The 24,548-nt window shown below is 65.8% G+C and carries 21 protein-coding genes; 19 read left to right on the top strand and 2 right to left on the bottom strand.

All coding sequences use genetic code 11. From position 1 onward, the window contains the following. Positions 1-35 precede the first annotated feature (35 nt). The 15 genes from alg8 to DN387_RS00560 all read left to right on the top strand — a co-directional run bounded on the left by alg8 (position 36) and on the right by DN387_RS00560 (position 17,526). Positions 36-1,517, top strand: coding sequence for a mannuronan synthase (alg8, locus tag DN387_RS00630; RefSeq protein WP_043861006.1), 1,482 nt, complete (start codon positions 36-38; stop codon positions 1,515-1,517). A 36-nt stretch (positions 1,518-1,553) separates the two neighbouring features. Then, on the top strand, positions 1,554-2,720 hold the full coding sequence (locus DN387_RS00625) for an alginate biosynthesis protein Alg44 (protein WP_043861005.1): 1,167 nt from the start codon (positions 1,554-1,556) through the stop codon (positions 2,718-2,720). Between the two features lie 103 nt (positions 2,721-2,823). Further along, positions 2,824-4,212 carry an alginate biosynthesis TPR repeat lipoprotein AlgK gene (gene algK / locus DN387_RS00620; protein ID WP_054914850.1) on the top strand — a complete coding sequence of 463 codons (1,389 nt, stop codon included), beginning with the start codon at positions 2,824-2,826 and terminating at the stop codon, positions 4,210-4,212. Further along, positions 4,209-5,693 (top strand): alginate export family protein, encoded by a 1,485-nt coding sequence (locus DN387_RS00615; protein WP_054914851.1) that lies wholly within the window; start codon positions 4,209-4,211, stop codon positions 5,691-5,693. The genes algK and DN387_RS00615 overlap by 4 nt, the downstream gene beginning before the upstream one ends. Positions 5,694-5,711: 18 nt before the next feature. Then, the gene (algG, locus tag DN387_RS00610) at positions 5,712-7,271 is read left to right on the top strand and encodes a mannuronan 5-epimerase AlgG (RefSeq protein ID WP_043861002.1); all 1,560 of its coding nucleotides are present in this window, start codon (positions 5,712-5,714) and stop codon (positions 7,269-7,271) included. A gap of 11 nt (positions 7,272-7,282) precedes the next feature. Further along, positions 7,283-8,725, top strand: coding sequence for an alginate O-acetyltransferase (locus DN387_RS00605; RefSeq protein ID WP_043861001.1), 1,443 nt, complete (start codon positions 7,283-7,285; stop codon positions 8,723-8,725). Between the two features lie 7 nt (positions 8,726-8,732). Next, entirely contained in the window at positions 8,733-9,839 is a 1,107-nt protein-coding gene (locus tag DN387_RS00600) for a mannuronate-specific alginate lyase (RefSeq protein ID WP_054914929.1), read from the top strand. A 127-nt stretch (positions 9,840-9,966) separates the two neighbouring features. Further along, on the top strand, positions 9,967-11,424 hold the full coding sequence (locus tag DN387_RS00595; protein ID WP_054914852.1) for an MBOAT family protein: 1,458 nt from the start codon (positions 9,967-9,969) through the stop codon (positions 11,422-11,424). Positions 11,425-11,435: 11 nt separating this feature from the next. Then, a complete protein-coding gene (locus DN387_RS00590; protein WP_054914853.1) occupies positions 11,436-12,599 on the top strand; it encodes an alginate O-acetyltransferase in 1,164 nt (387 codons plus the stop codon). A 12-nt stretch (positions 12,600-12,611) separates the two neighbouring features. Continuing rightward, positions 12,612-13,259, top strand: a complete 648-nt coding sequence (locus DN387_RS00585) for an alginate O-acetyltransferase AlgF (protein ID WP_043860998.1) — start codon at positions 12,612-12,614, stop codon at positions 13,257-13,259. Between the two features lie 33 nt (positions 13,260-13,292). Then, the gene (locus DN387_RS00580; protein WP_043860997.1) at positions 13,293-14,744 is read left to right on the top strand and encodes a mannose-1-phosphate guanylyltransferase/mannose-6-phosphate isomerase; all 1,452 of its coding nucleotides are present in this window, start codon (positions 13,293-13,295) and stop codon (positions 14,742-14,744) included. A gap of 136 nt (positions 14,745-14,880) precedes the next feature. Then, the gene (locus DN387_RS00575; RefSeq protein WP_043860996.1) at positions 14,881-15,345 is read left to right on the top strand and encodes a hypothetical protein; all 465 of its coding nucleotides are present in this window, start codon (positions 14,881-14,883) and stop codon (positions 15,343-15,345) included. A gap of 76 nt (positions 15,346-15,421) precedes the next feature. Continuing rightward, complete coding sequence (locus DN387_RS00570) at positions 15,422-15,901, top strand: thioredoxin family protein (RefSeq protein WP_147303843.1); 480 nt, start codon at positions 15,422-15,424, stop codon at positions 15,899-15,901. Continuing rightward, positions 15,792-16,616 carry an SDR family oxidoreductase gene (locus DN387_RS00565; RefSeq protein WP_054914855.1) on the top strand — a complete coding sequence of 275 codons (825 nt, stop codon included), beginning with the start codon at positions 15,792-15,794 and terminating at the stop codon, positions 16,614-16,616. The genes DN387_RS00570 and DN387_RS00565 overlap by 110 nt, the downstream gene beginning before the upstream one ends. A 241-nt stretch (positions 16,617-16,857) precedes the next feature. After that, positions 16,858-17,526 carry a TetR/AcrR family transcriptional regulator gene (locus DN387_RS00560; RefSeq protein ID WP_052504232.1) on the top strand — a complete coding sequence of 223 codons (669 nt, stop codon included), beginning with the start codon at positions 16,858-16,860 and terminating at the stop codon, positions 17,524-17,526. Here the strand turns inward: DN387_RS00560 and DN387_RS00555 are convergent. Beyond that, complete coding sequence (locus tag DN387_RS00555; RefSeq protein WP_043860993.1) at positions 17,515-18,420, bottom strand: CoA ester lyase; 906 nt, start codon at positions 18,418-18,420, stop codon at positions 17,515-17,517. The genes DN387_RS00560 and DN387_RS00555 overlap by 12 nt on opposite strands. A gap of 45 nt (positions 18,421-18,465) precedes the next feature. Then, a complete protein-coding gene (locus DN387_RS00550; RefSeq protein WP_054914857.1) occupies positions 18,466-19,206 on the bottom strand; it encodes an SDR family NAD(P)-dependent oxidoreductase in 741 nt (246 codons plus the stop codon). Between the two features lie 465 nt (positions 19,207-19,671). Here DN387_RS00550 and DN387_RS00545 point away from each other — a divergent pair, with 465 nt between their 5' ends. The 4 genes from DN387_RS00545 to DN387_RS00530 all read left to right on the top strand — a co-directional run bounded on the left by DN387_RS00545 (position 19,672) and on the right by DN387_RS00530 (position 24,507). Continuing rightward, positions 19,672-20,085, top strand: a complete 414-nt coding sequence (locus DN387_RS00545) for a thioesterase family protein (RefSeq protein ID WP_043860990.1) — start codon at positions 19,672-19,674, stop codon at positions 20,083-20,085. 71 nt (positions 20,086-20,156) lie between these two features. Then, complete coding sequence (locus DN387_RS00540) at positions 20,157-21,299, top strand: acyl-CoA dehydrogenase family protein (protein WP_054914858.1); 1,143 nt, start codon at positions 20,157-20,159, stop codon at positions 21,297-21,299. A 114-nt stretch (positions 21,300-21,413) separates the two neighbouring features. Beyond that, positions 21,414-22,775 carry a phenylacetate--CoA ligase PaaK gene (gene paaK, locus DN387_RS00535; RefSeq protein WP_054914859.1) on the top strand — a complete coding sequence of 454 codons (1,362 nt, stop codon included), beginning with the start codon at positions 21,414-21,416 and terminating at the stop codon, positions 22,773-22,775. Positions 22,776-22,815: 40 nt separating this feature from the next. Further along, positions 22,816-24,507, top strand: a complete 1,692-nt coding sequence (locus DN387_RS00530) for an alpha-keto acid decarboxylase family protein (protein WP_043860987.1) — start codon at positions 22,816-22,818, stop codon at positions 24,505-24,507. Positions 24,508-24,548: the final 41 nt, after the last annotated feature.

Below are 24,548 nucleotides of genomic sequence, written 5' to 3'. Positions count from 1 at the left end.
AGTTCCTTCCCATTCATTCGCTACGGATGCACACCATGCAAAGGCTCAAGCACGGCCTGCTACAGGTCGCCGGATGGCTGTTCTACGTGAGCCTGCTCATGCTGATCGCCCTGGCCTTGCCCAAGACCGTTTTCGACCCCGACTCCAAGGACTTCATCTTCCTCATCGGCGCTGTCGGAATCTGGCGTTATTCCATGGGTGCCACGCACTTCGTGCGGGGCATGCTGTTCCTCTACATCGTCTACCCGATGCTGCGACGCAAGGTGCGCAAACTGGGCAGCGCGGCCGACCCGTCGCACGTGTACCTGATGGTCACCAGCTTTCGCATCGACGCCCTGACCACCGCGCAGGTGTACAGCTCGGTGATCCGCGAGGCAATCGACTGCGGCTACCCCACCACCGTGGTCTGCTCGCTGGTGGAAATGAGCGACGAACTGCTGGTGAAAAGCCTGTGGGCCAAGTTCAACCCGCCCGACCGCGTGGCCCTGGACTTCGTGCGCATCGCCGGCACCGGCAAGCGTGACGGCCTGGCCTACGGCTTTCGCGCCATCTCGCGCCACCTGCCCGACGAGAACGCAGTGGTCGCGGTGATCGACGGCGACACCGTGCTCGGCGAAGGCGTGGTGGCCAAGACCGTGCCCTGGTTCAAGCTCTACCCCAATGTCGGTGGCCTGACCACCAACGAATTCTGCGAAGTGCGCGGCGGCTACATCATGAGCGAGTGGCACAAGCTGCGCTTTGCCCAGCGCCACATCAACATGTGCTCGATGGCCCTGTCCAAGCGCGTGCTGACCATGACCGGGCGCATGTCGGTATTCCGCGCCGCCGTGGTGACCAACCCCGAGTTCATCAAGGACGTCGAGAACGACTCGCTGCAGCACTGGCGCCTGGGCCGCTTCAAGTTCCTCACCGGCGACGACAAGTCCAGCTGGTTCAGCCTCATGCGCCTGGGCTACGACACGTTCTACGTGCCGGATGCGGCGATCAACACGGTCGAGCACCCGCCGGAAAAGAGCTTCATCAAGGCTAGCCGCAAGCTGATGTACCGCTGGTACGGCAACAACCTGCGCCAGAACTCCCGCGCCCTGGGCCTGGGCGTTCGCCGCCTCGGCCTGTTCACCAGCGTGGTGCTGTTCGACCAGCGCGTGTCGATGTGGACCAGCCTGCTCGGGCTCACCGTGGCGCTGATCGCCAGCCTCAAGTTCGGCCCTGCCTTCCTGCTGGTGTACCTGCTGTGGATCGGCATCACCCGCCTGATCCTGACCCTGATGCTGATGTGCTCGGGGCATGCCATCGGCCCGGCCTACCCGCTGATTCTCTATTACAACCAGATCGTCGGCGCAATCATGAAGATCTACGTGTTCTTCCGCCTCGACAAGCAGTCCTGGACCCGCCAGCCCACTGCGCTCAAACGCGACCTCGCGAGCTTTCAACAATGGTTCAACACCTGGTCTTCGCGGACCATGACCTTCTCGGCAGCCAGCATCTTCGTCGCTGTGCTGTTCATGGTCGTGTGAGCCGCCGCCCTACGGAATAAACAGGAACATATCGCCATGAATACCGCCGTGAATGCCAATGTCGTGCATGAGTCCGAAGCCCAGCGTCAGCACGCCCGGGTAAAGATCCCCGCCAAGCTGCGCTACCTGGGGGCCAACCGCGAGACCCTCGAAGTCAAGGTCGAGGACCTCTCGGCCGGTGGCCTGAGCTTCTACACCCGCCACCCGCTGAAGGTCGGCGAAGTGGTGCGCGGCCGCCTGCAGTTCGTGGTCGACAACCTGGGCCTGGCCATCGACATCGAGTTCCAGGTGCGCTCGCACAACGTCGCCGACGGTCGTACTGGCGTGCAGTTCCAGAACCTGGAACAGCGCGACATCGCCACCCTGCGCCACATCATCACCTCGCACCTGTCGGGCGAGCTGATCAGCATCGGCGACGTGCTCAGCACCCTGCAACGCGACAACTTCACCAAGGCGCGCAAGCAGAAGGACACCGGCGGCGGCCTGAGCGCTTTCGGCCGCCTGCGTGCGGTCACCTTCAGCCTCGGCGTGTTCGTGGTCGGCGTGGCCGCGTTCGGCTTCATCGCCAAGTCGGTGTACGGCCTGTACTTCGTCAGCCATGCCGAGGCCGGGGTGGTCAGCGTCCCCACCACCAACGTCACCATGCCGCGCGACGGCACCGTGCAGAGCCTGGTGAAGGCGGACGGCCCGGTGGTCAAGGGCGCGCCGCTGGCCTCGTTCAACACCAGCATGCTCGACCTGCTCAAGGGCCACCTGGACGACCAGCAACTGGAGCCGGCGCGGGTCGAGGAACTGTTCGGCAAGCAGCTCAGCGGCACCCTCACCAGCCCGTGCGACTGCGTGGTGGCCAGGCAACTGGTGGATGACGGGCAATACGCGAGCAAGGGCGCAGTGATCTTCCAGCTGATCCCGCGCACCACCAACCCGATCATCGAGGCCCGTTTCAGCTACCGCCAGTTCGACGAAGTGCAGCCCGGCACCCGCGTCAACTTCCAGGTGGCCGGCGAAGACGACGTGCGCCAGGGTCGCATCGTCAGCAGCACCAGCCAGAACAGCGACGACCTGTCTTCGGACATTCGCGTGCAGATCAAGCCGGATGCGCCGATGCCCAGCGAGCTGGCCGGGCGCCCGGTGTCGGTCAACAGCGACCGGGGTCCGTCGATGGACTGGCTGATCGACAAGGCCGTGGCCCGTGGGCTTTGAAGAGGACATGCCGGTGACTACCCAACACACCGCGATCCCTGTAGGAGCCGGCCTTGCCGGCGAATCGTGCAGCCCCCTTCGCCGGCAAGGCCGGCTCCTACCGATGGGTGCACTGGCCCTGGCCGTCAGCCTGGCCGGTTGCGCCGGCCTGCCCGACCAGCGCCTGGCCAACGAAGCCCTCAAGCGCGGCGACACCGCCCTGGCCGAGCGCAACTACCAGCAACTCGCCGACCTGGGCTACAGCGAGGCCCAGGTAGGCCTGGCCGATATCCAGGTCGAAACCGGTGACCCGGCCAAGCTCAGGCAGGCCGAGGCCACCTACCGCGCCGCCGCCCGCACCTCGCCCCGCGCCCAGGCCCGCCTCGGCCGTCTGCTGGTGGCCAAGCCCGACAGCAGCGAGGCCGAGCGCCACGAGGCCCAGGGCCTGCTCAAGCAGGCCTTCGCCGCCGGCGAAAGCAACACCCTGATCCCGCTGGCCATGCTCTACCTGCAATACCCGCAGAGTTTCCCCGACCTCGATGCCCAGCAGCAGATCGACCAATGGCGCGCCGCCGGCTACCCCGAGGCGGGCCTGGCCCAGGTGCTGCTGTACCGTACCCAGAACACCTACGACCAGCACCTGGACGAGGTGGAACGTATCTGCAAGGCCGCACTGGCCAGCACCGACATCTGCTATGTGGAACTGGCCAGCGTGTACCAGAAGCGTGCCCAGCCCGAACAACAGGCCGCGCTGATCGACCAGCTCAAGGCCGCCTATGCCCGCGGTGCGGTACCGGCCAGCCGGGTCGACAGCGTGGCCCGCGTACTGGCCGACCCCAGCCTGGGCCAGACCGACGAGAAAACCGCCCAGGCTCTGCTCGAACAGGTCGCACCGAGCAACCCCGCGTCCTGGGTCAGCCTGGCGCAACTGCTCTACAGCTTCCCCGAGCTGGGCGACAGCGACCAGTTGCTGGCCTACATCGACAAGGGCCGTGAGGCCGCACAACCGCGCGCCGAGCTGCTGCTGGGCCGCCTCTACTACGAAGGCAAGGCCGTGCCGGCCGACGCGAAAAAAGCCGAGACGCACCTGCAGTCCGCCGCCGATGCCGGCGAAATCAGCGCCCACTACTACCTCGGCCAGCTCTACCGCCGTGGCTATCTGGGCCAGGTCGAACCGCAGAAAGCCGTCGATCACCTGCTGCGCGCCGCCCGTGGCGGCCAGCTCAGCGCCGACTACGCGCTGGCCCAGCTGTTCAGCGAAGGTCGCGGCATTCGCCAGGACCTGGTCAACGCCTGGGTGTTCGCGCAACTGGCGCAGGCCAACCCCAGCGAGCAATCGACGGCAATGGCCGGCGAGCTCGACCAGCAGCTATCCGCCCCGCAGAAGGCCCAGGCCCAGCGCCTGTTGCAACAGGAGCGCCAGGCCCGTGGCGCCATGGGTCAGGGCCCCGGCGCCCAGGCCATGCAGGCCCTGCAGGACACCACCGAACAAGACGGCGAGGAATCCCTATGACACTCAACCCGTGGATGAAGGCCGGCCTGGGCCTGGGCTGTGCCCTGCTCTGGTCGTGCCCGACCCTGGCCGCGATGACCGCCGAGAAGAACTTCGGCCTGGAAGTGAAAGTCACCGGCCAGTCCGAGGATGACCGCGACCTGGGCACCCGCTCCGGCGGCGACGTCAACGGTCTGGGCCTGGACCTGCGCCCCTGGGTGTATGGCGAGCGCGGCAACTGGAGCGCCTACGCCATGGGCCAGGCGGTCACCGCCACCGACACCATCGACACCGACACCCTGCGCCAGGCCGACGACGACAGCCAGGTCGAAACCCGCCGCGCCAGCGGCCGCGAGCAGGACAAGAGCTACCTGGCCATGCGCGAGTTCTGGGTCGGCTACAGCGGCCTGACCGCCTACCCCGGCGAGCAACTGCGCCTGGGCCGCCAGCGCCTGCGCAGCGACGACGGCATGTGGCGCGACACCAACATCGAGGCGCTGAACTGGACCTTCGACACCACCCTGCTGCGCGCCAACGCCGGCGTGGCCCAGCGTTTCAGCGAGTACCGCACCGACCTCACCGACCTGGCCCCCGAAGACAAGGACCGCCTGCACGTCTACGGCGACGTGGCCGCGCAATGGACCCCAGGCCACTGGGTCGGCCTGCGCGCGCACCACACCCACGACGACGGCAAGCTGAAGAACCCGGGCGAGACCCTCGACCCGCTGGACAAGACCCGCAACGGCGACCTCACCTGGCTGGGCCTTGAGGCCAACAGCGACGCCTACAACTGGCGCAACCAGAACACCGTCAACTACTGGGGCAGCGTCACCTGGCTCACCGGCGACCGTGATCGCCTGAGCGCCACCACCCTGGCCAACGGCGACCAGCTGGCCACGCAAAAGCAGAGCGGCGATGTCAACGCCTGGGCCACTGACCTGGGCATCCGCCTGCGCCTGGACCCCAACTGGCAGGTCGGCGCGGCCTATGCCCGCGGCAGCGGCGGCGGTGGCAGCGACGGCTCGGCCAACTTCGAACAGACCGGCCTTGAGAGCAACCGCTCCAACTTCACCGGCACCCGCTCGCGTGTGCACCGCTTCGGCGAGGCCTTCCGTGGCGAGCTGGGCAACCTGCAGGCCGCCACCCTGTTCACCTCCTGGCAACTGCGCGACGACTACGACGCAAGCCTGGTGTACCACAAGTTCTGGCGCGTCGACGGCAAGCAGAACATCGGCAGCAGCGGCATCAACGCCGTGGTCGATGATGACGGCATCAACCGCCCGCTGATCCAGGGCGAAAAAGACCTCGGCCAGGAGATGGACCTGGTGGTCACCAAGTACTTCAAGCAGGGCCTGCTGCCGGCCGCGCTGAGCCAGTCGATCGACGAACCGTCGGCACTGGTGCGCTTTCGCGGTGGGGTGTTCAAGCCAGGCGACGCCTATGGCAAGGAAGCGGACTCGTACATGCACCGCGCCTTCATCGACGTGATCTGGCGTTTCTGATGCCTGGAGTGCATTGACATGAACCTTTACCCGCTCAACACGCTGATCGCCGGCAGCCTGCTGCTGGCCAGCAGCATCGCCCTGGCCAACGGCCTGCCCGTGGCCAGCCCGGCCAAAGAGCTGCAGCACGCCAAGACCTACACCGTCAGCAGCGCGCCGATCGAGCCGTTGCAGATCCCGGCGCCGACCCTGCCCGACCTCAGCGGCTACACCGCCGAAGCGGTGCAGGCCAAGATCCAGCGTGCACGCAAGGGCAAGGTCACGGTACGCCGCATGCTGCAGGAAGACGCCCTCAAGGAGTTCATCGGCGGCGACAACAAGATGGCCGAATGGGTCGCCCGCCAGCACGGCATCCCGCAGGCGATCTTCGTCGATGACGGGCATGTCGACTTCACCGAGCTGAGCAAGCACGTGCCGGCCCAGTACCTGCGTGAAACCGCGCCGGGGGTATACCTGTCGCGCCTGCCGATCGTGGTGGGGCAAAAGGGCGTGCTCGAGATCGATGCCAAGGTCAAGGAGCTGCGCCTGTCCCAGGAAGGCGGTGCGTTCATCGTCAACGACGGCAAGCTGTTCGTCAGCGACACCCGCGTCACCGGCTGGCGCGAAAAGGACAACGGCCCGGCGACCTTCCGCACACCCAAGGAATTTCGCCCGTTCCTGCTCTCGTGGGGCGGCACCGAGACCTACATCGTCAACACCCGCATGGCCAGCTTCGGCTATGCCCAGAGCAAGTCCTACGGCGTGAGCATTTCGCAGTACACGCCCAACATGGCCAAACAGATGGGCCGCCCCGAACCCACCGGCTGGATCATCGGCTCCGAGTTCAGCGACATGTGGTACGGCTTCTACTGCTACGAGACCAGCGACTTCGTGGTCAAGGACAACACCTACCGCGACAACATCGTGTACGGCATCGACCCCCACGACCGTTCGCACCGCCTGATCATCGCCGGCAACACCGTGCATGGCACCAAGAAGAAGCACGGCATCATCGTCTCGCGCGAGGTCAACGACAGCTGGATCATCAACAACAAGAGCTACGACAACAAGCTCTCGGGCGTGGTGATCGACCGCAACAGCGTCAACAACCTGATCGCCTACAACGAGATCTACCGCAACCACACCGACGGCATCACCCTGTACGAAAGCGGCGACAACCTGATCTGGGGCAACAAGGTCATCAGCAACCGTCGCCACGGCATCCGCGTGCGCAACAGCGTGAACATCCGCCTGTACGAAAACCTCGCCATGGCCAACGGCCTGGTGGGTGTGTACGGGCACATCAAGGACCTGTCCGATACCGACCGCGACATCGACCTGGACCCATTCGACACCAAGGTGTCGCTGATCGTGGTGGGCGGTGAACTGGCGGCCAACGGCAGCGGCCCGCTGTCGATCGACTCGCCCCTGAGCGTGGAGCTGTACCGGGTGTCGATGCTGGCCCCGAGCAAGTCCAGCGGCATCAGTTTCTCCGGGGTGCTGGGCGATCGCCAGGACGAGATTCTCGACCTGATGGTGCGCCAGGGCAAAGCCGTACTGATCGACCCGGTCGAACGCCAGACCGACATGGCGGATTGAGGAAACCTGACATGACCCCACACCTGATGAAACTGCTTGGCCTGAGTGCGGCGCTGCTGGCGATCAGCAACGGCGTGCGTGCCGACGAGGTGCAGGCGCCCAGCTTCACCGCCCAGCCGTGCTGCCAACTGTGCCCCGAAGCCCACGATGCCAGCCGCTACACCACCCGCTACCAGCAGAACTTCACCACCCTGGTGCAAGCCCAGGGCGACTGGCTGTTCCGTACCCGCGAAGACCTGCGCACCGAGTTCACCACCACCCCGGCCGGCTACAAACGCCTGCAGCAGGTGCACGATGCCTTCAAGGCGCGCGGCGTGGAACTGGTGGTGGTGTACCAGCCCACCCGTGGCCTGGTGAACCGCAACATGCTCAACCCGGCCGACAAGGCCGCGTTCAACTACGAGAAGGCCCTGCGCAACTACCAGGCCATGCTCAAGCGCTTCGCCCAAATGGGCTACAACGTGCCCGACCTGTCACCGCTGACCAACGAACAGTTGCCGGCCGCGCAGCAGGGCAAGGACTTCTACTTCCGCGGCGACCAGCACTGGACGCCCTATGGCGCCGAGCGTGCGGCAAAAATCGTGGCCGACACCGTGCACAGCATGCCGGCCTTCGCCGACATCCCGCGGCGTGAATTCGAAAGCCACCCGTCCGGCCGCATGGGCAAGACCGGCACCCTGCACAACGTCGCCGGCCAACTGTGCGGCACCAGCTACGCGGTGCAGTACATGGACCAGTTCGTCACCGAGCCCAAGGGCGAGAGTGGCGGCGACGACCTGTTCGGCGACTCGGGCAACCCGCAGATCACCCTGGTGGGCACCAGCCACAGCGGCAAGAACTACAACTTCTCGGGTTTTCTGCAGCAGTACATCGGCGCCGACGTGCTCAACGTCGCGTTCCCCGGTGGCGGCCTGGAAGGTTCGATGATCCAGTACCTGGGCAGCGAGGAGTTCCAGAACAACCCGCCCAAGATCCTGGTGTGGGAGTTCTCGCCGCTGTACCGCCTGGACCAGGAAACCATCTGGCGCCAGATGCTCGCCCTGCTCGACAACGGCTGCGAAGGCAAGCCTGCGCAGATGAGCGTCAGCACCTCGCTCAAGCCGGGCACCAACGAGCTGCTGGTCAATGGCAAGAACGGCGTGATCAAGAACCTGGTCAACGGCCGTCATCAACTGGACATCCAGTTCGAAGACAAGTCGGTCAAGACCTTGCAGGCCACCCTGTGGTACCTCAATGGTCGTCACGAGGACCTGAAGATCGAAAAACCCGAAACCTCCGACACCGACGGACGCTTCGCCTTCCAACTGCGCGAGGACGAGGACTGGGCCAACCAGACCTTGCTCGCGGTGGAAGTGCAGGGTCCCGAAAGCGGCAGCCAGAAGGTCCAGGCCAGGCTGTGTACACGCAACCCGATCGCCGGCGCCGGGCAGCATGCTGCCCAGGCCGGCCTGTGAGGCGCACATGACATCCATCCGCACCCTTGCCACCCCCGCCCTGCTCGCCCTGGCCCTGTTCGGCCCGGCGGTGCAGGCCGGCGGGCTGGTCCCGCCGCAGGGCTACTACGCCGGCATCGAGAAACCCAAGACCAGCCCCAACGACTTCACCTGTGAGGCCGTGCCCAAGCCCTACACCGGCGCGCTGCAGTTTCGCAGCAAGTACGAAGGCTCGGACAAGGCCCGCGCGACGCTGAACAAGGCATCCGAACAGGCCTTTCGCGACTCCACCGCCAGCATCACCACGCTGGAGCGCGGGGTCAGCAAGCAGGTGATGCAGTACATGCGCGACGGCCGCCCGCAGCAGCTGGACTGCACCCTGCAGTGGCTGGGCACCTGGGCGCAGGCCGATGCGCTGATGTCCACCGACTACAACCACACCGGCAAGTCGATGCGCAAATGGGCGCTGGGCAGCCTGAGCTCGGCATACCTGCGCCTGAAGTTCTCCAACGCACAGCCACTGGCGCCGCACCAGGCCCAGGCCGAACAGATCGAGAAATGGTTCGCGCGCCTGGCCGAGCAGACGGTCAAGGACTGGAGCGACCTGCCGCTGGAAAAGATCAACAACCACTCGTACTGGGCCGCCTGGTCGGTGATGGCCACGGCGGTGGCGACCGATCGCCGCGACCTGTTCGACTGGGCCGTGAAGGAGTACCGCGTGGGTGCCAACCAGGTCGATGCGCAGGGCTTTCTGCCCAACGAGATGAAGCGCAAGCAGCGCGCCCTGGCGTACCACAACTACGCACTGCCGCCGCTGTCGATGATCGCCAGCTTCGCCCAGGCCAACGGCGTGGACCTGCGCCCGGAAAACAACGGCGCGCTCAAGCGCCTGGGCGAGCGGGTGTTGTCCGGGGCCAGAGACCCGAGTGCATTCAAGGCGCGCAATGGCCAGAAGCAGGACATGGACGATCTGAAGATCGACAGCAAATACGCCTGGCTTGAGCCGTGGTGCAGCCTGTACCAGTGCGACGCCGATGCGCTCAAGCGCAAGCACGCGATGCAGCCGTTCAAGAGTTTCCGCCTGGGCGGCGACCTGACGCGCGTCTACGACCCGCAGGCAGAACAGAAGAAGTAGCAACGACCGCAATCCCTGTGGGAGCGGGCTTGACCCGCGATGCGTTTGATCTGGTTCCCCCGCAATTTCAGCGGGGGGTTTGGGGGGCTGCTGCCCCGATTGTGGATAACGACAAGGAGAGATCGGGATGGTGTTCTCGTCCAATGTGTTCCTGTTCCTGTTCCTGCCGATCTTTCTCGGCCTGTACTACCTGAGCGGGCAACGCTACCGCAACGCCCTGCTGCTGCTGGCCAGCTACGTGTTCTACGCCTGGTGGCGGGTGGACTTCCTGGCGCTGTTCGCCGCGGTCACCCTGTGGAACTACTGGATCGGCCTCAAGGTGGGCGCCGCCGGCGTGCGCACCAAGCCGGCCCAGCGCTGGCTGCTGCTGGGGGTGGTGGTCGACCTGGGTATCCTGGGCTACTTCAAGTACGCCAACTTCGGCGTCGACAGCATCAACGCGATCATGACCTCGTACGGCCTGGAGCCGTTCATCCTCACCCACATCCTGTTGCCCATCGGCATCTCGTTCTACATCTTCGAGTCGATCAGCTACATCATCGACGTGTACCGCGGCGACACCCCGGCCACCCGCAACCTGATCGACTTCGCCGCGTTCGTGGCGATCTTCCCGCACCTGATCGCCGGCCCCGTGCTGCGCTTTCGCGACCTGGCCGACCAGTTCAACCACCGCACCCACACCCTGGACAAGTTCTCCGAAGGGTGCACGCGGTTCATGCAGGGCTTCATCAAGAAGGTGTTCATCGCCGACACCCTGGCGGTGGTCGCCGACCACTGCTTCGCCCTGCAGAACCCGACCACCGGCGACGCCTGGCTGGGCGCACTGGCCTACACCGCGCAGCTGTACTTCGACTTCTCCGGCTACAGCGACATGGCCATCGGCCTGGGCCTGATGATGGGCTTTCGCTTCATGGAGAACTTCAAGCAGCCTTACATCAGCCAGTCGATCACCGAGTTCTGGCGGCGCTGGCACATCAGCCTGTCCACCTGGCTGCGCGACTACCTGTACATCACCCTGGGCGGCAACCGCGGCGGCACCTTCGCCACCTACCGCAACCTGTTCCTGACCATGCTGCTGGGCGGCCTGTGGCACGGCGCCAACTTCACCTACATCATCTGGGGCGCCTGGCACGGCATGTGGCTGGCGATCGAGCGCGCACTGGGCCTGGACACCAACCCGCAGCGCTTCAACCCGGTCAAGTGGGCCTTCACCTTCCTGCTGGTGGTGATGGGCTGGGTGATCTTCCGCGCCGAAAACCTGCACGTGGCCGGGCGCATGTACGGCGCCATGTTCAGCTTCGGTGAATGGCAGCTGTCGGAGCTCAACCGCGCCAGCCTCACCGGCCTGCAAGTGGCCACCCTGGTGATCGCCTACCTGAGCCTGGCGTTCTTCGGCCTGCGCGACTTCTACCGCAACGCCAAGCCCACGGCCAAGGCCAGCCCGGTGGCCGTGCATGGCGACGGCAGCGTGAGCCTGGACTGGGGCCTGTACATGACCCGCGCGCTGGTGCTGCTGCTGTTCGTGGCCTCGATCCTCAAACTCTCGGCGCAAAGCTACTCGCCGTTCCTCTACTTCCAGTTCTGAGCGAGCCGACCATGACCCGATCATTACGCAAACTCTACGCCGTGCTGTTCATGGCCCTGCTGCTGGGCCTGGGCATCTGGTCGCTGGGGGGCCTGGGCAGTTTCCAGCGTACCGCGCAGATGTCCCTGCTCGACGGCAAGCTGGCCAAGGCCGCCGAAACCCACTACGACGCGCAGTTCCCGATCAAGCGCCTGGGCACCAACCTCTGGGCGGCGCTGGACTTCAAACTGTTCAACGAAGGCCGCCCGGGTGTGGTGCTGGGCCGCGAGCAATGGCTGTTCAGCGATGAAGAGTTCAAGCCGGTGGCCGGCAGCGAACAGTTCGAGGCCGAGAACCTCGCACTGATCCGCGGCGTGCGCGACACCCTCAAACAACACGGTGTGCAACTGGTGCTGGCGATCATCCCGGCCAAGGCCCGCCTGTACCCGGAGTACATCGGTGAGCAGACGCCCGCCAGCCTGCATGCCGACCTGTACAACCAGTTCCATGCCAAGGCGCGTCAGGCCGGCGTGTTCGCCCCGGACCTGCTCGGCCCGCTGCAGGCGGCCAAGGCCCAGGGCCAGGTGTTCCTGCGCACCGACACCCACTGGACACCACTGGGCGCCGAGGTGGTGGCACGCCACCTGGCCGAAGCGGTGGCCCGCCAGACCCTGCTCAGCGGCACGCCGCAGCAGTTCGTCACCGAAGCCAAAGCCGCCACACCGTACAAGGGCGACCTCACCAACTTCCTGCCGCTGGACCCGTTGTTCAGCCACCTGCTGCCGGCCCCGGACAGCCTGCAGCAACGCACCACCCGCCCTGCCCGGGCCCAGGACCAGGCCGACAGCGACGACGCGCTGTTTGCCGACAACGAGATCCCCGTGGCGCTGATCGGCACCAGCTACAGCGCCAACCCGCACTGGAACTTCCTCGGTGCGTTGCAGCAGGCGCTGCGCAGCGACGTGGTCAATTACGCCGAGGACGGCCATGGCCCGCTGCTGCCGATGCTCAAGTACCTGCAGACCGACGCCTTCAAGACCAGCGCCCCACAGGTGCTGGTATGGGAGTTCCCGGAACGTTATCTGCCAATGAAAAACGACCTCAGCGCCTTCGATCCGCAGTGGATCGCCCAGCTGAAGCAAACCCGTACCGCCAATCAAGACATGGCCCTGTCGTCCAATCGGACGCAACACTGAGAGGAACTGCACATGACCACCAAGCACCGCATTGCCAAAGCATTCGCCCTGACCGCCGGCATGAGCCTGCTCTCGCTGCAGGCCTGGGCCGGCGCCGACGCCGCACTGTACGGCCCCAGCGCGCCCAAGGGCTCGACCTTCGTGCGCCTGTACAACGCCGGCAACCAGCCGGTGGCCGCCAGTGTCGGCAATACCCAGATCAGCGAAGTGGCCGCCCAGGGCAGCAGCGATTTCAGCTTCATGCCCCAGGGCGACTACAGCGCCAAGGTCGGCAGCCAGACCGTACCGGTCAAGCTGGCGGGCGATCACTACTACACCCTGGTCAACCACGGCAGCGGCCAGCCGCAACTGGTCGAGGAACCGCCGTTCAAGAACAAGCAGAAATCCCTGGTACGCGTGCAGAACCTGAGCGACCAGGCCCTGACCCTGAAGACCGCCGATGGCAAGACCGAAGTGGTCAAGCCGGTGGCGGCCAAGGCGCGCGGCGAGCGCGAGATCAACCCGGTCAAGGTCAGCCTGGCGCTGTATGAAGGCGACAAGAAAGTCAGCGACCTCAAGCCCGTTGCACTCGAACGTGGCGAAGCGGCCGTGCTGTATGTGACCGGCAGTGGCAGCAACCTGTCGCCGGTCTGGGTCAAGCGCCCTGTGTCCACCCGTTAATCAACTGCCCCTTTCAACGTTCGGAGATTACCCATGATTCCAGTCATCCTGTCCGGTGGTAGCGGCTCGCGTCTGTGGCCCCTGTCGCGCAAGCAATTCCCCAAGCAGTTCCTGGCCCTGACCGGTGAACACACGCTGTTCCAGCAAACCCTGTCGCGCCTGGTGTTCGACGGCATGGACGCGCCCATCGTGGTGTGCAACAAGGACCACCGCTTCATCGTCAACGAGCAGTTGGCCAACCTGAACCTGGACACCCAGGCGATCCTGATGGAGCCGTTCGGGCGCAACACCGCGCCGGCCGTGGCGCTCACGGCCATGAAACTGGTCAACGAAGGCCGCGACGAGCTGATGCTGGTGCTGCCGGCCGACCACGTGCTGGACGACCAGAAGGCCCTGCAACGCGCCCTGGCCCTGGCCACGGTGGCCGCCGAACGCGGCGAAATGGTGCTGTTCGGGGTGCCGGCGACCAAGCCGGAAACCGGCTACGGCTACATCAAGTCGAGCCAGGACGCCCTGCTGCCCGAAGGCATCAGCCGCGTGGCACAGTTCGTTGAAAAGCCGGACGAAAAACGCGCCACCGAGTTCGTCAAAAGTGGCGGCTACTACTGGAACAGCGGCATGTTCCTGTTCCGCGCCAGCCGCTTCCTCGAAGAGCTGAAAAAGCACGACCCTGACATCTACGACACCTGCCTGCTGACCCTGGAGCGCAGCCTGGAAGACGGCGACAGCATCAGCATCGACGAGGCCACCTTCGCCTGCTGCCCGGACAACTCCATCGACTACGCGGTGATGGAAAAGACCCAGCGCGCCTGCGTGGTGCCGCTGAGTGCGGGCTGGAGCGACGTGGGCTGCTGGTCGTCGCTGTGGGACGTGCACGAGAAGGACACCAACGGCAACGTGACCAAGGGCGACGTGGTGGTGCAGGACAGCCACAACTGCATGATCCACGGCAACGGCAAGCTGGTGTCGGTGATCGGCCTGGAGAACATCGTGGTGGTCGAGACCAAGGACGCCATGATGATCGCGCACAAGGACAAGGTTCAGGGGGTCAAGCAGATGGTCAACACCCTGGACGCCCAGGGCCGCAACGAAACCCAGAACCACTGCGAGGTGTACCGCCCGTGGGGCTCGTATGACTCGGTGGACATGGGCGGGCGCTTCCAGGTCAAGCACATCACGGTAAAACCCGGCGCCAGCCTGTCGCTGCAGATGCACCACCACCGTGCCGAGCACTGGATCGTGGTGTCGGGCACGGCCGAGGTGACGTGCGACGAGAACGTGTTCCTGCTGTGCGAGAACCAGTCCACGTACATCCCGATCGCCTCGGTGCACCGCCTGCGCAACCCGGGCAAGATCCCTCTGGAGATCATCGAGGTGCAGTCGGGCAGCTACCTGGGCGAGGACGACATCGAGCGTTTCGAAGACATCTACGGGCGCTCCACGCCAGTGGAGCGCGGGGTGTCGATCAAGACCATCGCGCAGTGATCTGAAGCCCGGAAGGCCCTTTCGCGGGTCAAGCCCGCTCCCACAACGGTCGCCATCGAACCTGTGGGAGCGGGCTTGACCCGCGATGCTTTTATCAGGGTAGGATGATCCTTCATCCGCACCCAAGGCGCCCTCCATGTTCATCGGTATCCTGCTCATCCTCACCTGGCTGGTCCTGCTGCTGCGCTACCCGGCCAAGGCCTTGCCGATCTCCATGGCCGCGCTGCTCGGCCTGGGCCTGGTGGGCCTGTGGGTGGTGTGGCTGGACAACCGCGAGGCCAGCCAGCTGGCCCGCCTGGAACTGCGCCTGGACTACGCCCCAGACGCCTGCCCGGCCGACCGGCCGCTGCGCGTACAGATAAAGAACGCCAACCGCGTGCCGCTGGTCGAGCTGCGCTGGCGCGTGGCCGCCTACGCCCCCGGCGACACCGTCAACCTGGCCGAGAACACCTACGCCGCACCGCGCTACCGCGGCCCCGGCGACCTGCAGCCCGAGGCCAGCTGGCACGACTGCCTGCCCCTGCCCCCCCTGCGCTCAGGCTACCGTCCGCAAACCCTGGAATTTCGTGCCGAGCACCTGCAGGGTGGCTTTGCCAACTAGTATTTTTGCCAGTTACCTGAGACACGCCAGCCGGGGTTGAATGGAGCGCACCGCAATTCTTGCAGGAGGCACCACCATGTCACTCAGGCCCGTGACCCGCCTCGACCAGCTCCAGGCGCTGCTCGACGATTGCACACGCCAACGCCCGGCCATGGTCATGGTGGGCTCGGCCAGTTGCCCGCCGTGCCGCACGATGCATCCCGGTGTTGCACGGCTTGGCAGTCAACATCCTCAGGTCGACTTCCACTATTTCAACGTCGACCTGTTCGAGGATCACCCGCAAGAACCGGCCCTGACCTGCCTGTTCCAGAGCCTGTCGCTGCACTACCTGCCTTCACATATCCTGTTGCCCGTCGCCGGCCCCAACCTCGTGGTGTGCGCCACGAGCATCACCCGGCTGATCGACGCCCTGACCGAACACCATATTCTGAGGAGAGCCCCCTTCCATGCCCGTCGTCCTGATCACCGGTTGCTCCAGCGGCATCGGCCGCGCCCTCGCCGACAGCTTCAAGTCCGCCGGCTACGACGTGTGGGCGACCGCGCGCAAGGCCGATGACGTCGCCACGCTGATCAAGGCCGGCTTCAGCAGCCGCCAGCTGGACGTCAACGACGAGGACGCCCTGGTACGCCTGGCCGACGCCATCGAAACGGCCCATGGCGGCCTCGACATCCTGATCAACAACGCCGGCTACGGCGCGATGGGGCCGCTGCTGGACGGCGGTGTCGAGGCCATGCAGCGCCAGTTCGAGACCAACGTGTTCGCACTGATCGGTGTGACCCGTGCACTGTTCCCCTTGCTGCGACGCAATCGCGGCCTGGTGGTGAACATCGGCAGCGTGTCGGGTGTGCTGGTCACCCCGTTCGCCGGCGCCTATTGCGCATCCAAGGCGGCGGTGCATGCGCTCAGCGATGCGCTGCGCCTGGAACTGGCGCCGTTCGGCATCGGCGTGATGGAAGTGCAGCCCGGCGCCATCGCCTCAAGCTTCGCCAGCAATGCCGGGCGCGAGGCCGAGCAGGTGCTGGCGCAAGACTCGCCGTGGTGGCCATTGCGCGAGCAGGTGCGCGCCCGCGCCCGCGCCTCGCAGGACAGACCGACCCCCGCCAGCGCGTTCGCCCAGGGCCTGCTCAAGGCCGTACAGCAGCGTACCCCGCCCGACCTGCTGCGCCTGGGCAACGGCAGCCGCGCCTTGCCGCTGCTGGCCGGCGTGCTGCCCAAACGGCTGCTGGAAAAGGTGCTGAAGAAACGTTTCGGCCTCGACCGCAGCCTGTGATCTGCCCGGTTTGCGGGGGCCTGCGCCGGCGATAGCTGACCCTATCGCTAACTATAAAGTGCACACCAGAGCATTTTCCAAAGCGTCTCCAAGGCCAAGAATCGCCCTCGTACTGGATCGGCTGCATTGCCACAGCGGCGGCGCGCTCCAGGCAATCAGGGAGAAATCTCCAAGGTCGGAGCACCGCTGCCTGCTGGCAGCCTTTCTCACAAATGCAATCAGGCCCTTTCTGGAGACATTCGTGAAACACCTTAACCTTCCGCGCAAGATCCCCACCCAGGCCCGCTCGCGGATGATGGTCGAAACCATCCTCACCTCCACCGCCAAGGTGGTGGTCAAGCATGGCTACCAGGGCACCAACACCAACCTGGTGGCCCAGCGCGCCGGGGTCAGCGTGGGCTCGGTCTATCAGTACTTCCCGAACAAGGATGCATTGATCGCGGCGTTGCATGAGCGCCATGCGCAGGCCATGAACCGGGTGATTCTGGAGGTCGCCGGCGCCCACGAGGTGGCCGACCTGCCGGCCCACCTCAGGCTGCTGGTGCAAGCCCTGCTGCACCTGCACCAGCAGGAACCGGAGCTGCACCGGCTGCTCGACACCGACCTGGCCAACCTGAGCCGCAGCGTCGACGACCTGCAGCACAAGGCCCGCATCACCCTGTCCATCGAGCGCCTGCTGGACCGCTGGCGGGCCACGCTGGCTCACAGCAACCTGCACCTGGCCGCCTGGCTGGCGGCGCAGGTGATCACCTCGATGGTCAAGGCCTACATCCTCGACTCGCCGCAGATGAGCCAGGCGCAGATCGAGGATGCGATCAGCAGCTCGCTGATCGGGCTGTTGTGCCTCCCGCCGGCCATGCCGCTGGCCACCGCCCGCGCCCGCGCGCAGCCGCACAGCTCAGCGGCGTAGCGCCTGGCGCGCCTGCAACTGCTCGTAACGCTCCAGCAAGCGCAGTGCCTGCAGGTAGCTGGGCACTTCCACCACCAGGCCATCGACTTCGGCACGCACGTTGCCGCCCTGGGCCGCCGCCTCGAACGCCGCCACCTGCCGGCGCGCCAGTTCGGCGTCCGCGTCAGCGGGGGTGAGGTAGCGATTGGCGACCGCCACGTGCGCCGGGTTGACCACACCCTTGGCCTGGTAGCCGATGGAGCGGGCGAACTGCATGTCGGCTTCGGCACCCTGCGCGTCGGCAAAGGTGTAGGGCGAGTCGATGGCCAGCACCCCCGCCGCCGCGCATTCGAGCAGAAAGCGCGAGCGCGGGTAATACAGCTCGGTGCCGGCGCGGCTGCGCCCGGCGCCCAGGTCGGCCACCATGTCCTCGGTGGCCACCAGCATCGCCTTGATACGCGGGCTGGCGGCGGCGATCTCGATGGCGCGCACCACGCCCAGCGCGGTCTCGATGTTCGGCACGATCAACGTGCTGCCGGCAGCGATGCCATGGCGCCCCTCAAGCTCGGTGATCAACTGGTCCAGCTCGATCATCTGCTCGCGGCGCTCGACCTTGGACATCATCACCACCTGCGGGCGGCCAGCCATCACTGCCGCCAGGTCCTCGTGGCCACAGGTTTCAAACGGGTTGATGCGCACCGCACTGACCCGCCCGCAGGCGCGCCAGCGCTGCAGGATATCCACCGCCAGTGCACGCGCCTCGGGGCGTCGCGCCGGTGGGGTGAAGTCCTCCAGCTCCTGCACCAGCACGTCGCCATCGCCGTCGAGTGCCGCCAGCAACGCGCGCTCGTCGGCGCCGGGAATGAAGAAAAAGGTGCGGCAAAGCGCCAGTGGGTTGTCCTTGGAAACTGCCATGATTGACGTCCTGTACAGAGAAGAAAAGGAAGAAAAGAAAGCGCCTCAGAGCATCGCCAGGCCGCCGTCCACGGCGATGGTGGTGCCGCTGACGAACGAGGCCTTGCCCGACAGCAGCCAGGCGATCACCTCGGCGGCCTCCTCCGCACGGCCCTCGCGGCGCAAGGCGGTCATGCCGTGCAGCTGTTCGAGCTTGCCGGCGACGCGCGTGGTGTCATCGAGCATCGGCGTGCGGATCACCGCCGGGGCGACGCAATTGACGGTCAGCCCGCGCGGGCCCAGTTCGCGCGCCAGGCCCTTGCTCAGGGTGATTACCGCGCCCTTGCTGGTGGCGTAGCCGAGCGTGCCGGCCAGGCCGCCGCCGCGAATGCCGGCGACGCTGGCCACGGTGCAGATACGCCCGCCGGCGCGCATCAAGGGCACGCTGTGCTGCACCACGCTGAAGGTGGCAAGCAGGTTGACCTCCAGCAACTGACGCAGGCGCGCCACGCTCAGGTCGTCGAATGCCGTGGTGTCGACCACCCCGGCGCAGGTGACCAGGCCATCGATGCGCCCGCGCCACCGGGCGATTTCGGCGAACACCGCGGCCACTGCCTGTTCATCGCACAGGTCCAGGGCGAACGGCCGATGGCCTGGGCCCAGCGCATGCAGGGTGCGATCCAGGCCGCCTTCGTCACGGTCCAGGCACGCCACCTGAAAACCCTCCCGTGCCAGCTGCAAGGCGGTCGCCGCGCCAATACCGCTGGCCGCACCGGTGACCACCGCCACCCTGTCTTGATTGGTCATGAACACTGCACTCCCTGAATGGCGATACAGGGCCGCTACAACAACGGCGCCTGAGTGGCGGCCATGCTAAAAGAATGCCTGCCGAACAACTACTCGCATTAAAAACCCCACACACAAGAGCCGTGCCCGTGTACCCGCCGTGGATTGCTCGCATTGCCGGGAATATTAAATATTCATGACCAAAGTTCGTTGTCGGCGGCGAAATGCGAGCAATTCAACGCCCCCTTGGAGGCCGCCCCCACAAACGAACCATGGCGTACAACCAGCAGCCAGCAACCCCACGGCAGACAAGCGCTACAGCGCGAAAGCGAATTTCACGCAAACAAACGCGAGTAGCCTTGCAAGTTCAACTTGCCTAGCATTTGAAACAACTTGAAACCCACTTTCAAGGGACCGAACAAGTTGCCGAGAAGTTTCAATAACATTTCGCCAACTTCAAACAGAACAAACAAAAGGAAGTGCAGCATGAGCCAGAAAGGCTTTGAGACCGTCATTGAAATCAAATACCGCGACACCGACTCGATGGGCCATGTAAGCAGCCCCATCTATTATGACTACATGCAACATGCCTACCTCTGCTACATGCACCACCTGCTGCAACTGCCAAAGAGCGAAAAACTGCCGCACATCATGGTGCGCAGCGAGTGCGACTACCTCAAGCAGGCCATGTACGGCGAAACCCTGGTGGTCAGCAGCGCCGTGGTGAAATTCGGCACCAAGAGTTTCGAGATCGAGCACACCATGCGCCGCCAGGACGATACCCACGAGGTGGTGGCCAGGGCCAAGTCGTACCACGTGATGTTCGACTACGACAAACAGGCCACCGTGCCTGTGCCCCAGGCATTCAAGGATCAGGTCCTGGCTTTCCAGGAAGGCTGAGCCGGCGCTCAGGGACGAACCGTTCGCCGACGCTCAGGCGCCCCGGCGAACCGACTGCAAAGGTACGCTCAATGAAACTCTCCTGGACTCCACAGCAGCTCGCGCTGCTGTCGACCTACCGCGCCATCGGCGTGGAACTGGCCGAGGCGCGGCGCAGCGCCGCCCCCGGTTTCGATCACTACGGCTGGCAGCGCCTGTGCGACGCGGGCCTGTGGAAGCTGGTCATCCCGCTCGAATACGGCGGCCTGGGTGAAGACTGGTGGGGCTTCAGTGCCGCGCTGGAAGGCCTGGCCTCGTCGATCCGCACGCCCGAGCTGCTGCTGTCGGTGATTGCCCAGGCCGGCATGGTCCGTGCCCTGATGCTCTACGGCAGCGACGCCCAGAAGGACCGCTACCTGAGCGCAATCCTGGCCGGCGCGCTGAGCGCCACCGGCATCGCCGAACCGGGCACCGGCACCGACGTGCGCAGTATCCACAGCCTGCTGACCCCGTGCGCGGACGGCTACCGGCTGACCGGCAGCAAGTTCAACATCGCCCATGCACCGGTGGCCGACTTCCTGCTGATCGTGACCCGCCTGGCCACCGACTCCAAGCACAACATCGCCCTGGTGATCATCGACAAGGACACCCCCGGCCTGACCCGTGGCGAGCCGGACGACAAGCTGGGCAACAAGCACCTGCCCACCGGCCCGCTGCACTTCGACAACCTGCCGGTGCCGGCCGAACAGGTACTGGGCGAGCCGGGCCGCGGCCTGCAGCAACTGATCAGGATCATCTCGCTGGGGCGTGCGTACTACGGCCTGGTAGCGGCCAACCTGCCCACGCCGTTCCTGGCCGAGGCCATGCACTACGCGGCCAAACGCCAGAGCTTCAACAGCGCCATCGACACCCACCAGTACGTGCAGAAGCGCCTGGTGGACATCGCCATGGGCATGGAGCGCAACCGCTGGATGGTGTACGCCGCGCTCGACCAGCTGCTGGGCAACGACCCCCAGGCGCTGATGAGCTGCTCGATCGCCAAGCTCGGCGCCGCGCAGGACTTCATCCACAGCGCCATCAGCCTGCTCAAGCTGTACGGCAGCCTGGGCTACCACGAAGGCGACATCGCCACCCTGGTCAAGGACGCGCTGGGCTTTGCCAGCGTGGGCGGCACCGAAGAGATGCACCAGAAGAACATCTTCAACCAGCTGCTGCGCCTGACCCAGGCCGGCTGACCCCGCAGCGCCCGCCCCTGCCACCTGCGCGCCCGGCCCCACCCGGCGCGCGGGCATGGCAGCGCGAGCGTGGGCGCCCTTGACCACTCCCCTTCCTGGTAGAGAACAGACCCGATGCCGATCGAATCGACTTTACTGCACGCAAGCCCTGTCGCCGCCCTGGCCCCGGTGCCCTTCGCCCAACCGTTCGATGACCACCTGGAACAGGCCGGCCTCGACGAGTTGCGCCAGCACCAATTGCTGCGCCTGCGCCAGACCCTGCTGCATGCCTACACCCATGTGGCCTGGTACCGCGAGCAGTTCCATGCACTGGACGTGCACCCCTACGACCTCAAGCACCTCGACGACCTGGCGCACTTCCCGCTGACCAGCAAGGCACAGTTGCGCGACCACTACCCCTTCGGCCTGTTCGCCGTGCCGATGGACCAGGTGCTGCGCCTGCATGCCTCCAGCGGCACCACCGGCCAGCCCACCGTGGTCGGCTATACGCGCAACGATATCGACGTGTGGGCCTCGCTGGTGGCGCGCTCGATCCGCGCTGCGGGCGGGCGGCGCGGCGACCGCATCCATATCGCCTATGGCTACGGCCTGTTCACCGGAGGCCTTGGCGCACACTACGGCGCCGAGAAACTCGGCTGCACGGTGATCCCGATGTCGGGCGGGCAGACCGCACGCCAGGTGCAGCTGCTCAAGGACTTCCAGCCGGACATCATCATGGTGACGCCGTCCTACATGCTCAACATCGCCGAAGAGATCGAACGCCAGGGCATCGACCCGCAGTCGCTGTCGCTGCGCGCCGGGATCTTCGGCGCCGAGCCGTGGGGCGGACAGATGCGCGGCGAGCTGGAACAGCGCCTGGGCATCAAGGCCCTGGACATCTACGGCCTGTCGGAAGTGATGGGCCCGGGGGTGGCCATGGAGCACCTCGACACCCAGGACGGCCCGACACTCTGGGAAGACCACTTCTACCCCGAGATCATCGACCCGGTCACCGGCGCGGTGCTGCCCGACGGGCAGTTCGGCGAACTGGTGCTGACCACCCTGAGCAAGGAAGCGCTGCCGATGGTGCGCTACCGCACCCGCGACCTCACCCGCCTGTTGCCCGGCAACGGTCGCGCCATGCGCCGCATCGACCGCATCACCGGGCGCAGCGACGACATGCTGATCATCCGCGGGGTCAACGTGTTCCCCAGCCAGATCGAGGAGCAACTGCTCAAGCTGCTGATGTTCAGCCCGGTGTACCAGCTGCATGTCAGCCGCCAGGGCAACCTCGACGTGCTGGCCGTACACGTCGAGCTGCGCCCGGAACACAGCGGCCTGAGCGCCCGGCAGCAACAGGCCGCCTGCCAGCAGCTGAGCCACCAGATCAAGGTGCACGTGGGCATCAGCACCCACATCCAGCTGCACCCGTGCCACACCCTCAAGCGTTCCGAAGGCAAGGCCGGCAACGTCATCGACCTGCGCCGCCAGCCCTAGCGGCGCACCCTCTCTCAAGGATCACGAGGCTCCCCTACTCATGGACATGACCATTGGCGATTTTCTGCTGCGCCGCCTTCAGGAATTCGGCATCCGCCACCTGTTCGGCGTGCCCGGCGACTACAACCTGACCCTGCTCGAACAGGTCGAGGCGCTGCCCACGCTCGACTTCATCGGCAACTGCAACGAACTCAACGCGGCCTACGCGGCCGACGGCTACGCCCGCACCCAGGGCTTCGGCGCGGTGCTGACCACCTACGGGGTGGGCGACCTCAGTGCACTCAACGGCATCGCCGGCGCCTATGCCGAGCGGGTGCCGGTGATCATGGTGTCGGGCATGCCGCCGCTGCACGCGATCATCGACCGGGCCCTGATGCACCACACTCTGGGCGACGGCAACTACGACAACATCATGGTGACCCTGCGCCAGTTCACTGTGGCCCAGGCGCGCATCACCGTGGAAAACGCCGCCATGGAAATCGACCGCGTATTGCAGACCTGCTACCGCGAACGCCGCCCGGTGTACCTGCAACTGCCCAGCGACCTGGCCACCTTGCCTATCGAGGTGCCCGACACGCCGCTGCAACTGAGCGAGCCGCGCAGCGAGCCGGGGCAACTGCAGGCGGTGGTACGGGCGCTGGTGGCACGCCTGGATGCCGCCAGCTCGCCGGTGCTGCTGGTGGACATGGACGTGGCGCGCTTTGGCCTGGTGCCCCAGGTGCTCGAGCTGATCGAGCGCTTCGACCTGCCCTTCGCCTGCCTGCCGCCGGCCAAGGCCATGCTGCCCGAGTCGCACCCGCTGTTCCTCGGCACCTACGCCGGTGCCGGCTCCGCGCCCGGCGTGCGTGCGGCACTGGAGCAATCCGACTGCGTGATCAGCCTTGGCGCACGCTTCACCGACACCAGCACCGCGCTGTTCTCCCACAGCTTCATGGACGGCGCGCTGATCCAGCTGCACGCCTACGCGGCCTCGATCGCCAGGCAGCACTACACCGCCGTGAGCCTGGGCCAGGTGCTCCAGGCGCTGGGCCAACAGGCGCTGGCACGCGAGCGCCGCGCCCAGCGCATCCCGCCGTTCAGTGCCAGCCCGGCGTTCGCCGCGCTGTCGGGCAAGCCGCTGAGCCAGCTGCGCTTCTGGCAGCGCATCGGCCACCTGATCGAAGCCGACGACCTGGTCATCGCCGAAAGCGGTACCTCGTCGGCGGGCATCAGCGGCCTGCGCCTGCCGACCGGGGCAACCTGCATCACCCAGCCGATCTGGGGCTCGATCGGCTACACCCTGCCCGCGCTGCTGGGCAGCCTGCTGGCCGCACCGACACGCCGCCAACTGCTGTTCATCGGCGACGGCTCGTTGCAGATGACCGTGCAGGAGCTGTCGACGATTCTGGCGCACAACCTCAAGCCGGTGATCTTCCTGATCAACAACGATGGCTACACCATCGAACGGCTGATCCTGGGCGAGCATGCCAGCTACAACGACGTGAACCCCTGGCGCTATGCGCAACTGGCCAGCGTGCTGGACACCCGCGAGCGCTCGCGCAGCTTCACCGTGCACACCGAGGACCAGCTCGAAGATGCGCTGGCCCAGGCCGCACAGGCCGACACGCTGGTGTTCATCGAAGTGGTGATGGAACGCATGGACGCGCCCGAATCGCTCAAGCGCTTTGCCCGGCTGTTCGCCGAGTTCGACTACGGGCTGCAACCGGCCAGCCTGCCGGCGATTGCCGGCTGAAGGCCGCGCCCGGGCGAGTCGCTCGCCCGGGCGCGGCAGGG

Origin of the sequence: Pseudomonas sp. FBF18 (genome assembly GCF_024261405.1) — a bacterium.
In the GTDB taxonomy this organism is placed as follows: Bacteria; Pseudomonadota; Gammaproteobacteria; order Pseudomonadales; family Pseudomonadaceae; genus Aquipseudomonas; species Aquipseudomonas palmensis.
Note: the sequence above shows the minus strand (reverse complement) of the source record. Positions and strands in the feature narration are given on the sequence as shown.